This window comes from Streptomonospora salina, from assembly GCF_014204715.1.
Classification (GTDB): Bacteria; Actinomycetota; Actinomycetes; order Streptosporangiales; family Streptosporangiaceae; genus Streptomonospora; species Streptomonospora salina.
Window position 1 is genome coordinate 4,069,103 of sequence record NZ_JACHLY010000001.1, and the last position, 14,055, is coordinate 4,083,157.

General features: G+C 71.4%; 1 protein-coding gene. It reads right to left on the reverse strand.

Going from position 1 to position 14,055, the window contains the following annotated elements:
• Positions 1-76 precede the first annotated feature (76 nt).
• Entirely contained in the window at positions 77-14,020 is a 13,944-nt protein-coding gene (locus HNR25_RS18350) for a non-ribosomal peptide synthetase (RefSeq protein WP_184637099.1), read from the reverse strand.
• Positions 14,021-14,055 lie beyond the last annotated feature (35 nt).

The following is a 14,055-nucleotide window of genomic DNA, read 5'->3' on the forward strand; positions in this document are numbered from 1 at the left end:
GAGCGGGTGGGAAGAAGAGGTCGGGAGGCGGGGTGTCGGAGTTGCCGGGCGCGAGCCGCACCACCCCTCCGGGCCGTCAGTCCGCCGGCTCGCCCATGAGCGCGTCCTCGACTTCCTTGGCGTAAGCCCGGACGGTCTGGTGGTCGAACAGGGCCCGGGTGGGCACGGTGACGTCCAGGGCATCCCGGATCCCGGCGGCGACCTGGAGGCTCATCACCGAGTCGCCGCCGGCGTCGAAGAAGTTGTCGTCGCGCCCGACCCGGTCGAGCTTGAGCACCTCCGCCCACACCTCGGCCACCAGCTCCTCGGTGGGCGTTTCCGGCGGCGCGTACCGGTCCTCGGTGATCCGCGTCCAGTCCGGAGTGGGCAGCGCTCGGCGGTCCACCTTGCCGTTGTCGTTGAGCGGCAGAGACTCCACGACGGTCAGGACCGACGGGATCATGTAGGCGGGCAGGGACCGGGCGAGTTCGTCCGCGGCGGCTGCGGTGTCGACGGCGCCGGGCGCGGACTCGGTCAGGTACCCCGCCAGCACCTGCGCCCCCGAGGGCGAGGAGGTCACCGCCGCCGCGCCCCGGGCTGCTCCCCGGACACCCGCCAGCGCGGTCTCGATCTCGCCGAGCTCGATCCGGAAGCCGCGGAGTTTGATCTGACCGTCGGCGCGGCCGACGAAAGCGATCTGTCCGTCGCCCTCCCAGCGGACCAGGTCGCCGGTGCGGTACATGCGGGCGCCGGGAGGGCCGTAGGGGTCGGCGACGAACCGCTCGGCGGTCAGTCCCGGCTTGCGGCCGTAGCCGCGCGCCACGCCGTCCCCGCCGAGGTAGAGTTCGCCGACCGCGCCGACCGGGAGCGGGCGCAGGGCCGTGTCCAGCACGCGGGCGCGGGTTCCGTCCATCGGCCGACCGATCGGACAGCTCCCCGCGTGCACCCGATCCCGCCCGATCGGGGTGCAGGTCGCGAACGTCGTGGTTTCGGTCGGCCCGTAGACGTGCACCACCTCGGTGTCCCCGCACTCCTCCAGCACGCGGGCGAAGGACGACGGGTCGGCGGCCTCGCCGCCGGTCCACACCTGGTGCAGCCCGGCGAAGCAGCCCGGGTCCTGCCGGGCGAAGAGGTTGAACAGGGCGGTGGTCAGGAAGACCGCGCTCACTCCGTGGTCGCGGACGGCGCCGCGGACCGTGTCGGCGGTGATACCGCCCTCGGGGGCCACCACGACGGTGCCGCCGTTGAGCAGCGGTACCCAGACCTCGTAGGTGGCCGCGTCGAAGGCGTGCGGGGAGTGGAACAGGACCCGCCCGTGGGCCGCCCCCGTCCACCGGCCGTCCCGGGTGAGGGCCACGATGTTGCGATGGTCGACCACCACGCCCTTGGGTGTACCTGTGGACCCGGAGGTGAACATGGTGTAGGCGGCCGAGGTCGGAAGCGTCCGCGGGGCGGCGTCGCCCACCGGGCGGGCCGCGTTCCGGCCGGCGGTGACCGCGGTGATCCCGTCGGGGCCGTAACGGTGCACGGCGATCGGAGCCGCCCCGGTGAACAGGTCCAGCGCACCGGGTGCGGCGATCGCGGTGTCCACCCCGCTGTCGGCGGCCAGGGCGGCCACCCGCTCGGCGGGCACGGCGTCATGCAGCGGGACGTAGGCGGCCCCCGCTTTGAGGACTCCCAGCATGGCGGCGACGACGTGCGGCGAGCGCGGCAGTGCCAGGAACACCCGGGAGTCGGGGGTCGTTCCGTGGGCCCGCAGGTGCGCGGCGACCTCTTCGGCGCGCCGGTCCAGTTCGGCGTAGGTCCACTCTGTGTCGGGGCCGATGAGCGCAGTGGCGCCGGGGCGTAGCCGCACCTGTTCGGCGAACAGTTCGTCCACCGTGCGCTCGGGCGGGTCCAGCGCGGCGCCGTCGGTGAAGTCGGCCGTAGCGGAGGCGTCAGCGCCGCGTACCGCGCCAAGGGGGCGCTCGCCGTCGGCCGCTAGGCCGACGAGGAGCGCCGCCAGGTCGTCGAGCAGGGATTCGGCGGTGGCCTCGTTGAAGTGGTCGGGCTCGTAGCCGATGAGCAGGCGGATGCGTTCGGTGGCGTATGCGCTGAGTGCGAGCGGGTAGTTGGTGGCTTCTTCGGCGGCGACGCTGAGGACGTCGATGCCGTGGTCGCGGGCGGTTTGTGTGTCGACGGGGTAGTTCTCGAACACCACGATGCTGTCGAACAGTTGGGTGTCGCCGGAGAGGCCGGCTTCGCGTTGGATGCGGGAGAGGGGGACGTAGTCGTGTTGCCGGGCGGCGGCCTGGTGTTCTTGGAGGTGGTGGAGCCAGGTGGTGACGGGGGTGTGGGGGGTGATGGGGATGCGGACGGGGAGGGTGTTGATGAAGATGCCGATGGTGTTTTCGATGTCGGGTTGGTCGGCGGGGCGTCCGGAGGTGGTGGCGCCGAAGACGATGTCGGTGTCGCCGGAGTGGGCGGAGAGCAGTAGGGCCCAGGCGCCTTGGACGAGGGCGTTGACGGTGAGGCCGTGTTCGCGGGCGAAGCGGTGCACGGTGTCGGAGTGGTGGCGGGGCAGGTGTGTTTCCACGCGGGTTCGGGAGCGGGCGGTGCGGGTGTCCTGGGGTGGGCGGTCGTAGGGGAGTGGGGTGGGGGAGGTGATGTCGGTGAGGGTGTGGCGCCAGTGGTCGAGTCCGGTTCGGTCGTCTTGGTTGTTGATCCAGGCGAGGTGGTCGCGGAACGGGGGGCGGGTGGGGAGGGGTTTGCCGTTGTAGGCGGTGAAGACGTCGGAGAGGACCAGGGGCAGGCTCCAGCCGTCCAGGAGGAGGTGGTGGAAGGTCCAGATCAGGGTGGTGCGGGTGGGGGAGAGGCGGGCGAGTGCGATGCGCATGAGGGGGGCGCGGGTGAGGTCTATGCCGGTCTGCTGGTCGTGGGTGCCCAGGTCGGTCAGGGCCTGGTTCTGGTCGTGGGGGGGAAGGTGGCGCCAGTCGTGGTGGGTGGTGGGGAGGTGGGCGTGGTCGGGGACGGTTTGGACGGGGGTGTCGAGGCCGTCCCAGGCGGGGGTGGCGCGGAGGGCGGGGGTGGTGTCGATGACGTGTTGCCAGGCGCGGGCCAGGCGGTGGGGGTCTTCGACGTTGTCCAGGTGGAGGGTGAGTTGTTCGAGGTAGGCGGGGTCTTCGTCCAGTACGGAGTGGAAGAGCATGCCTTGTTGCATGGGGGTGAGGGGGAGGATGTCGCGGGTGTCGGGGGTGGTGAGGCGGTCGATGGTGTGCTGGTCGAGGTCGACGAGGGGGAAGTCGGAGGGGGTGGCGCCGCCGGCGTCGTCGCTGAGGCAGTGCTGGATGAGGGTGTGCAGGGCGGTGGTGTAGTCCTCGGCGAGGGCGGTCACGGTCGCCCGGTCGTGGGTGCGGTCGGAGAAGATCCAGTCGAAGGCGAGGGTGTCGTCTTCGATGCGGCCGACGATGTCGAGGAGGTGGGTGCGTTCTTCTCGGGGGTCGTGTTCGTGGCCGGTGTTGAGTTGGAGTCCGGTGTGGAGGGTGTCGGTTTCGGTGTCGAAGCGGCCGAGGTAGTTGAAGGAGATGTCGGGGTGGGGGATGTGGTCGAGGTCGGTGGTGGTGGCGAGGTGGCGTAGAGCGCCGTAGCCGAGTCCGCGTGTGGGGACGGAGCGCAGCATCTCCTTGGTGGTTTTGATGCGGGTGTCCCAGTCGCCGGTGGAGGTGAGGGCGATGGGGAACATGGTGGTGAACCAGCCGACGGTGCGGGAGAGGTCGAGGTCGTCGAAGAGGTCTTCGCGGCCGTGTCCTTCCAGGTCGATGAGGAGTTGTTCGGTGTCGGCCCATTCGGTGAGCACGGGGGCGAGGGCGGTCAGGAGGAGGTCGTTGATCTGGGTGCGGTAGGCGTGGGGCGCTTCGCGGAGCAGGGCTCGGGTGGTGTGGGGGGTCAGGCGGGTGGTGACGGTGTGTTGTGAGGAGGCGGGGCCGTTGCCGGGGTGGTCGTGGTCGCGGGGGATGCGGGCCGGGGTGTGGGCGAGGTCGGTCCAGTGGCGGGTTTCGTGGTCGAAGTGTCCGTCGTGTGTGGCCTGGGTGAGGCGGTGGGCCCAGGTGGGGAAGGGGGTGGTGCGTTTGCCGAGGTCGATGGGGTGGCCGGTGGTGGTTTGGCGGTAGGCGGTGGTGAGGTCTTCGAGGAGGATGCGCCAGGAGATGCCGTCGGTGACGAGGTGGTGGGCGACGATGAGCAGGCGGGGGGCGTTCTGGTCGGTGAACAGCACCATGCGCATCATCGGGCCTGATTGCGGGTCCAGTGAGGATTGGGTGCGGTGGGTGTGGTGGGAGAGGGCTTCTTGGGTCTGGTGTGTGTCGAGGCCGGTGAGGTCGACGGTTTCGATGGCGGGGTGGGTGTTTGCGGGGTCGGCGATGTGGAATTCGCCGGTGGCCTCCATTCGGAGGCGGAGCATGTCGTGGTGGTGCAGCAAGGCGGCGGCTGCGGCGGGCAGGGCGCTGGTGTCGGTGTCGTGTTCCAGGTCGAGCAGGACCGACATGTTGAAGTGGTGCGGTGCTATGGGGTGGGTGTGCTGGAACCAGCGCATGATGGGTGTGGGGGTGAGGGGTCCGGTGGTGGGGCCTGTGGGGGTGGGTTGGTCGGTGTGGTTGGTTTGGGCGACGGTGGCGAGTGCTGCGGGTGTGGGGTGGGCGAAGACGTGTTTGGAGGTGATGGTGATGCCGGCGTTGCGGGCGCGGGAGACGAGTTGGATGCTCAGGATCGAGTCGCCGCCCAGTGCGAAGAAGTCGTCGTGTATGCCGATGTTCTCTTCTGCGAGGACGGTGGTGAATGCTTCGGTCAGGATCCGCTCGGTCTCGGAGCGTGGGGCGATGTATCCGTTTCCGGTTTGTGTTGTCCAGTCGGGTGTCGGGAGCGCCCGGTGGTCCACTTTCCCGTTGGGGGTGAGCGGTACGGCGTCCACGGGCAGGACGGCCGCTGGGACCAGGTGCGCCGGCAGTGTCCGGGCGAGCCGGTCCCGCACCTCGACCGGATCGGCGCCGCCCGCCACGTAGCCGACCAGCGCGGCTCCGCCGGGCGCGTCGCGGCGGACCGCGACTGCCGCCTGCCGGACCCCGGGCAGTGCGACCAGTGCCGATTCGACCTCGCCCGGTTCGATCCGCAAGCCGCGGAGTTTGATCTGCTCGTCGGCGCGGCCGACGTATTCCAGTTGCCCGTCGCGGTTCCAGCGGACCAGGTCGCCGGTGCGGTACATGCGGGCGCCGGGAGGTCCGTAGGGGTCGGCGACGAAGCGTTCGGCGGTCAGGCCGGGTCGGCCCGTGTAGCCGCGGGCGAGTCCCGCCCCGCCGATGTGCAGTTCGCCGACCGCGCCGATCGGGGTGCGGCGCAGAAGGCCGTCGAGGACACGAAGCCGCGTCCCCTGGACGGGGCGTCCGATCGGCGGTGCCTGGCCTAGAGCGAGCGGATCACTGAGCGAGGCGGCGATGGTGGTCTCGGTCGGCCCGTAGGCGTTGACCATGCGACGGCCCGGTGCCCACCGGTTGACCAGTTCGGCCGGGCACGCCTCCGCGCCGACCACCAGTGTGCGCAGGTCCGGATAGCTCCCCGCCGGAACGGTGGCCAGGATGGACGGCGGAATGATGGTCAGGCCGACGCGGTAGTGCAGCAGTGTCCAGGCCAGGTCCTCGCCGACCAGCGGCCCCGGCTCGGGCACGACCAGGGCGGCGCCTGCGCCGAAGGCCATCAGGACCTCCATGACCGAGGCGTCGAAGCTGGACGAGGCGAGCTGCAGGACCCGGAAGCGGGGGTCGGTCCCGAAGCGTTCGACCATGGACGCGGCGAACGCGCCGATCCCGTGGTGAGTCACCACGGTGCCCTTGGGCGTGCCGGTGGACCCGGACGTGTAGATGACGTAGGCGGGGTCGTCCGGGCCGGGTGGTGCGGGGGCGGATGCACCCCCGGCGTCCGCGTCCGCGGGAGCGGAGCCGGCGGTCAGCTCGGCGAGGGTGGTGCGCGGCGGCCCGGCGGTTCCGTCGGCCCCGGTGGCCTCGGCCTCCTCGGTGATGAGGAGACGCACCCCGGAGTCGCGCACGATGAACTCCCGGCGCTCGACCGGGTAGTCGGGGTCGACGGGCAGGTAGGCGGCGCCGGCTTTGACGACCGCGAGCAGTGCCGTGACGAGGCCGGGGCCGCGCCGGAGCGAGACCCCGACGGTCGTGCCGCGCCCGGCACCGAGGCTGTGCAGGCGGGCGGCGACCTCTTCGGCGCGCCGGTCCAGTTCGGCGTAGGTCCACTCTGTGTCGGGGCCGATGAGCGCAGTGGCGCCGGGGCGTAGCCGCACCTGTTCGGCGAACAGTTCGACGAAGGTGAGTCTCTCCAGCGCCGGGCCGCCGTCACCCCAGGCGGCGACGCGGTCGCGCTCGTCCGCAGTCTGCGCCGGCAGGGCGCACATCGGCCTCGCGGCATCGGCGACCAGGGACTCGAGGTGGAAGACGAAGTGGGTCAGCAGCCGTTCGGCGGTCTGCTCGTCGAACAGGTCCGGATCGTACCGGAGCTGGGTGGTGAGCCGGTCGCCGTCATAGGCGACGAGGGTCAGCGGGTAGTTGGTGGCTTCTTCGGCGGCGACGCTGAGGACGTCGATGCCGTGGTCGCGGGCGGTTTGTGTGTCGACGGGGTAGTTCTCGAACACCACGATGCTGTCGAACAGTTGGGTGTCGCCGGAGAGGCCGGCTTCGCGTTGGATGCGGGAGAGGGGGACGTAGTCGTGTTGCCGGGCGGCGGCCTGGTGTTCTTGGAGGTGGTGGAGCCAGGTGGTGACGGGGGTGTGGGGGGTGATGGGGATGCGGACGGGGAGGGTGTTGATGAAGATGCCGATGGTGTTTTCGATGTCGGGTTGGTCGGCGGGGCGTCCGGAGGTGGTGGCGCCGAAGACGATGTCGGTGTCGCCGGAGTGGGCGGAGAGCAGTAGGGCCCAGGCGCCTTGGACGAGGGCGTTGACGGTGAGGCCGTGTTCGCGGGCGAAGCGGTGCACGGTGTCGGAGTGGTGGCGGGGCAGGTGTGTTTCCACGCGGGTTCGGGAGCGGGCGGTGCGGGTGTCCTGGGGTGGGCGGTCGTAGGGGAGTGGGGTGGGGGAGGTGATGTCGGTGAGGGTGTGGCGCCAGTGGTCGAGTCCGGTTCGGTCGTCTTGGTTGTTGATCCAGGCGAGGTGGTCGCGGAACGGGGGGCGGGTGGGGAGGGGTTTGCCGTTGTAGGCGGTGAAGACGTCGGAGAGGACCAGGGGCAGGCTCCAGCCGTCCAGGAGGAGGTGGTGGAAGGTCCAGATCAGGGTGGTGCGGGTGGGGGAGAGGCGGGCGAGTGCGATGCGCATGAGGGGGGCGCGGGTGAGGTCTATGCCGGTCTGCTGGTCGTGGGTGCCCAGGTCGGTCAGGGCCTGGTTCTGGTCGTGGGGGGGAAGGTGGCGCCAGTCGTGGTGGGTGGTGGGGAGGTGGGCGTGGTCGGGGACGGTTTGGACGGGGGTGTCGAGGCCGTCCCAGGCGGGGGTGGCGCGGAGGGCGGGGGTGGTGTCGATGACGTGTTGCCAGGCGCGGGCCAGGCGGTGGGGGTCTTCGACGTTGTCCAGGTGGAGGGTGAGTTGTTCGAGGTAGGCGGGGTCTTCGTCCAGTACGGAGTGGAAGAGCATGCCTTGTTGCATGGGGGTGAGGGGGAGGATGTCGCGGGTGTCGGGGGTGGTGAGGCGGTCGATGGTGTGCTGGTCGAGGTCGACGAGGGGGAAGTCGGAGGGGGTGGCGCCGCCGGCGTCGTCGCTGAGGCAGTGCTGGATGAGGGTGTGCAGGGCGGTGGTGTAGTCCTCGGCGAGGGCGGTCACGGTCGCCCGGTCGTGGGTGCGGTCGGAGAAGATCCAGTCGAAGGCGAGGGTGTCGTCTTCGATGCGGCCGACGATGTCGAGGAGGTGGGTGCGTTCTTCTCGGGGGTCGTGTTCGTGGCCGGTGTTGAGTTGGAGTCCGGTGTGGAGGGTGTCGGTTTCGGTGTCGAAGCGGCCGAGGTAGTTGAAGGAGATGTCGGGGTGGGGGATGTGGTCGAGGTCGGTGGTGGTGGCGAGGTGGCGTAGAGCGCCGTAGCCGAGTCCGCGTGTGGGGACGGAGCGCAGCATCTCCTTGGTGGTTTTGATGCGGGTGTCCCAGTCGCCGGTGGAGGTGAGGGCGATGGGGAACATGGTGGTGAACCAGCCGACGGTGCGGGAGAGGTCGAGGTCGTCGAAGAGGTCTTCGCGGCCGTGTCCTTCCAGGTCGATGAGGAGTTGTTCGGTGTCGGCCCATTCGGTGAGCACGGGGGCGAGGGCGGTCAGGAGGAGGTCGTTGATCTGGGTGCGGTAGGCGTGGGGCGCTTCGCGGAGCAGGGCTCGGGTGGTGTGGGGGGTCAGGCGGGTGGTGACGGTGTGTTGTGAGGAGGCGGGGCCGTTGCCGGGGTGGTCGTGGTCGCGGGGGATGCGGGCCGGGGTGTGGGCGAGGTCGGTCCAGTGGCGGGTTTCGTGGTCGAAGTGTCCGTCGTGTGTGGCCTGGGTGAGGCGGTGGGCCCAGGTGGGGAAGGGGGTGGTGCGTTTGCCGAGGTCGATGGGGTGGCCGGTGGTGGTTTGGCGGTAGGCGGTGGTGAGGTCTTCGAGGAGGATGCGCCAGGAGATGCCGTCGGTGACGAGGTGGTGGGCGACGATGAGCAGGCGGGGGGCGTTCTGGTCGGTGAACAGCACCATGCGCATCATCGGGCCTGATTGCGGGTCCAGTGAGGATTGGGTGCGGTGGGTGTGGTGGGAGAGGGCTTCTTGGGTCTGGTGTGTGTCGAGGCCGGTGAGGTCGACGGTTTCGATGGCGGGGTGGGTGTTTGCGGGGTCGGCGATGTGGAATTCGCCGGTGGCCTCCATTCGGAGGCGGAGCATGTCGTGGTGGTGCAGCAAGGCGGCGGCTGCGGCGGGCAGGGCGCTGGTGTCGGTGTCGTGTTCCAGGTCGAGCAGGACCGACATGTTGAAGTGGTGCGGTGCTATGGGGTGGGTGTGCTGGAACCAGCGCATGATGGGTGTGGGGGTGAGGGGTCCGGTGGTGGGGCCTGTGGGGGTGGGTTGGTCGGTGTGGTTGGTTTGGGCGACGGTGGCGAGTGCTGCGGGTGTGGGGTGGGCGAAGACGTGTTTGGAGGTGATGGTGATGCCGGCGTTGCGGGCGCGGGAGACGAGTTGGATGCTCAGGATCGAGTCGCCGCCCAGTGCGAAGAAGTCGTCGTGTATGCCGATGTTCTCTTCTGCGAGGACGGTGGTGAATGCTTCGGTCAGGATCCGCTCGGTCTCGGAGCGTGGGGCGATGTATCCGTTTCCGGTTTGTGTTGTCCAGTCGGGTGTCGGGAGCGCCCGGTGGTCCACTTTCCCGTTGGCGTTCAGCGGCATCGCATCCAACGGCACCAGAACCTGCGGCACCATGTACGCCGGGAGTTCCGCAGCCAGTGCGGCCTGTGCGCCCTCCACCTCCGCATCGGGGATCCGGCCGTCGGGGCCGACGGCGTAGCCCACCAGCCGTCGGCCGCCGGAGTCGGAGCGGTGGACGAGCACAGCGGCCTCGGCCACCTCAGGGCGGCGCAGCAGTGCCGATTCGACCTCGCCCGGTTCGATCCGGAAGCCGCGGAGTTTGATCTGCTCGTCGGCGCGGCCGACGTATTCCAGTTGCCCGTCGCGGTTCCAGCGGACCAGGTCGCCGGTGCGGTACATGCGGGCGCCGGGAGGTCCGTAGGGGTCGGCGACGAAGCGTTCGGCGGTCAGGCCGGGTCGGCCCGTGTAGCCGCGGGCGAGTCCCGCCCCGCCGATGTGCAGTTCGCCGACCGCGCCGATCGGGGTGCGGCGCAGGAGGCCGTCGAGGACACGAAGCCGCGTGCCGTCGAGCGGCCCGCCGATCGGCACCGGCTCGGGGACGGGGGCCGCCCCCTCCACCGGGAATAGGGTGGCGTACGTGGTCGTCTCGGTCGGCCCGTACACGTTGGCGACCAGGGTGTCCGGGCACGCGCGCCGGACCCGGTCGAGGGCTCCGGGGTTGGCGGCCTCGCCGCCGGTGAGCACCTCCCGGAGACCGGTGAAGCAGGCGGGATCCTGTGAGGCGTACAGGGCGAACAGCGAGGCGGTCACGAACGTCGCCGTGGCGCCGTGCCGCTCGACCGCGGCGGCGAACTCCTCGGCGTCCAGGCGCCCGGGAGGCGCGACCGCGACCGCTCCCCCGTTGAGCAGCGGCACCCAGATCTCGTAGGTGGCCGCGTCGAAGGCGTGCGAGGAGTGGAAGAGCACCCGGTCGTGCCGGCCGCCGCTCCACCTCCGGTCGCGCGCCAAGTCGACGATGTCGCCGTGCGTGACGGCCACGCCCTTGGGCATTCCCGTGGACCCGGACGTGAACATCACGTAGGCCAGGCTCTGCGGGGTGATCCGCGCCGGGTGGGCGCCGCCGGTTCCGGTCTCCGCCGCCCGGGTCTCTCCGGCCGGCACGGCTCGGTCCGGTGCCTGCTCGTCCGGGCGCAGGACCGGCAGGCCACAGTGCTTTGGGACGCGCCCGGCCGAGACGGCGTCGGCGATCGCGCACACCGCGCCGGTCTCCTCGGCCAGCCGGCCCACCCGCTCGGCCGGGTCGTCGGCATGGACCGGGACATAGGCGGCGCCCGCGCGCAGCACCGCGAGCATCGCCGTGACCAGATGCGCGCCCCGCTCCAGGACCAGCAGCACCGGCGACTCGGCGCCCGCCCCGTGTGCGCTCAGCCGGTCGGCAAGGGCGGCCGAGGCGGCATCGAGGTCGGCGTAGGTCAGATCCCCGCCCGGCCCGGAGACCGCCACCGCCTCCGGGGTCCGGGCGACCTGCCCGGCGAAAGCCTCCGGGACCGTGGCCGCAGGCGCCCGGCGGTCGCTCTCCTCCCAGGCGGTCAGAGCGCGCCGCTCGGCCTCCGGGCGGATGTCGAGCTGCGCCATCGGCAGTCCGGGGTCCGCCACCAGCAGGTCGGCGATGCGGCGGAGCCCTTCGGCGAGCCCGGCGATCCGCTCGGCGTCGTACAGGTCGGTGCTGTACTCGACGGTGAGCTGGAGCCCTCCGGCCCGCTCGGTGAACTCGAAGACCAGGTCGAACAGGGCCGACGTGCGCGGCAGGTCCACCGGGCGCGCGTCCAGACCGGGCAGGGCCAACTCCCCGGTGTGGGCGTTCTGCAGCACCATCATCGCCTGGAAGAGCGGGGTGCGGCCCGGGTCGCGGTCGACTCCGACCGCGTCCACGACCCGGTCGAAAGGCACTTCGCGGTCGAGGGAGTCCAGGACGGTGCGGCGCACGCCGTCCAGGAACTCCCCGAGGGTGGTGCCGGGGGCGGCCCGCGACCGGATCGGGACGGGGTTGACGAAGAACCCGACCACGTCGTCGACCTGGTGATGATCGCGCCCGGCCGAGGCGACGCCGAGCGTGGTGTCCCTGCTACCCGAGGAGGTGGACAGCAGCAACTGGGTGAGAGCGGTGAGGGCGGTGAACAGAGTGGTCCCGTGCCGCCGCCCGAGGTCCTTGAGAGCCCCGGTCAGTTCCGGGCCCAGGTCCAGCCGGTGCACCGCGCCGGCCGTGGTCCGTGCGGCGGGCCGAGGCCGGTCGGTGGGCACCTCCAGTGGGCGTGCCCCCTCCAGCTCCCGCCGCCAGTACTGCAGGCGGTCGCCTACTTCGGGCCCGATCCAGCGGTCCTGCTCCCACACCGCGAAGTCGGCGTAGTCCACCCGGTCTGCGCCGTATTCCGGCTCCGCCCCGGCGCGCTCGTCCCGGCCGGCCCGGTACAGTTCCGCCAGGTCCCGGGCGATGACGTCGACCGACCAGCCGTCGCAGGCGATATGGTGCGCGCTCAACACCAGAACGTAGTCGTCGTCGCCGAGCCGGATCAGCAGCGCCCGGAACACAGGACCGTTCTGGAGGTCGAAGGGCCGCTCCACCTCGGCGGTGAGCGCCGCCTCCAGCCGCTCCGTGAGCGGCCGTTCCTCGTGTTCCTCACCGCTCAGGTCGCACTCGGTCAGCAGAGCGGGGTGCTCCCACGGGCCGTGGACCAGCTGCACCGGGCCGTCGTCGGTGGCGGCGTAGGTGGTGCGCAGCGATTCGTGCCGGAGTTGCAGGCCGGTGAGGGCCTCGCGCAGCGCCGGGACGGAGAGCCGTCCGGTCAACCGGTAAGCGCTGCCGGTGTAGTACTCGGCGCTTTCGGGATCGTGCTGGTAGAGGAACCACAGCCGACGCTGGGCCGCTGACAGGGGCAGTGGCCGGTTCCGGTCGGCGCGGGGGAGCGGCTGCAGGTCCCCAGCAGTGCCGGTGCCCTCGGCGGCCAGCCGGGCCGGGGTAGGCAGGGTGAACAGAGCCCGCCGGTCCATGTGCGTGCCGAGCCGCGCCCCGATGCGGGACAGAGCGCGGACGGCGAGGATGGAGTCGCCGCCCAAGGCGAAGAAGTCGTCGTGCGCGCCCACACGGTCCAGGCCCAGGGCGGCGGCGAACTCCTCGGCGACCGCCTGCTCGGCGGCGTCCCGCGGAGCGACGTACTCCGGCGCGGGGACGGCTTCGTCTGGCGCGGGGAGCCGGTCGCGGTCGACCTTGCCGTTCGGGGTGGTGGGCACGGCCGCCAGCACCACCACCGCGGAGGGCACCATGTGTGCGGGCAGCTCCTCGGCCAGCGCCGCGCGCACCCGATCGCCGTCCAGGGCGGGCCGCCGCGGGTCTCCGGCCGCGTAGGCCACCAGCCGCCGGATTCCCGGGCGGTCCTCACGCACCATCACCGCGGCGCCGGCGACGCCGGGCAGCCGGGCGATGGCGCTCTCCACCTCCCCGGGCTCGATCCGGAACCCGCGCAGCTTCACCTGGTCGTCGCTGCGGCCGCGGAACTCCAGGGCGTGGTCGGGACGAACGCGCACCAGGTCGCCGGAGCGGTACATCCGGGCCCCGGGCGGGCCGTAGGGGTCGGCGACGAAGCGTTCGGAGGTCAGGCCCAGGCGGCCCCGGTAGCCGCGGGCCAGTCCGGAACCGGAGATGTACAGCTCCCCGACTCCCCCCGGCTGGACCGGTCGGAGCCGCTCGTCCAGTACGCGGACGGCGGTGCCGTCGACGGCTCGGCCGAGCGGCGGCACCGTGTCGCCGGACAGGGGATCGCTCATCGTCGCGCACACGGTCGTCTCGGTCGGGCCGTAGCCGTTGTACATCCGGCGCCCGCGCGACCACAGGTCCACGATCTCGCCGGGGCACGATTCGCCCGCCACCATCACCGCCCGCAGGTCTCCCAGCCCTTCCGGGGACAGCCCCGGCAGCACAGCCGGGGGCAGGGTCACGTGGCTGATCCGGTAGTCGCGCAGGGTGTTCACCAGGGCCTCGCCCAGCAGCCGGTGCCGCGGCAGGACCACCAGGGCGGCGCCGTTGAGCAAGGCCATGCAGACCTCGAATACCGAGGCGTCGAAGCTGGGCGAGGCGAACTGCAGTACCCGCGAGCCGGAGTCGGCCTGCATGCGGGCTCGCTGGGTGGCCGCCAGGTCGGCGATGCCCCGGTGGGTGACCAGGACCCCCTTGGGGCGGCCGGTGGAACCGGAGGTGTAGATGGTGTAAGCGACGTCGTCGAGCCGCGGGCGGGCGCCGGGGAGCGCGGCGGCCCCCGTGACTTCGGTGGCGGGGCGGATGTGGATGTCGTCCGGGAGCATTCCGAGGTGCCGGCCCTCGGTGAGTACCAGGTCGGCCCCGGAGTCGGCGGCTACGAAGGCCAGGCGTTCGGCCGGGTAGGCGGGGTCCAGGGGAAGGTAGGCGGCGCCGACCCGCATCACCGCGAGCATGCACACCACCAGTTCGCGGCCACGTTCGAGGCATACTCCCACCGTGTCCCCGGGGAGTACGCCCCACCCGGACAGGCCGCGCGCCCGCTCTTCGACGAGGCCGGCGAGCTCGGCGTAGGTGAGAGCCTCTCCCTCCGTCACCAGTGCGACGGCATCGGGGCGCTCTGCGGCCTGCTCGGCGAAGAGCTTCGGGAAGGTGTGGTCGGACAGGTCCTGTGGGGAGAGCACGATCTACTCCTGGGATCCGTAAGGGGACGCGAACC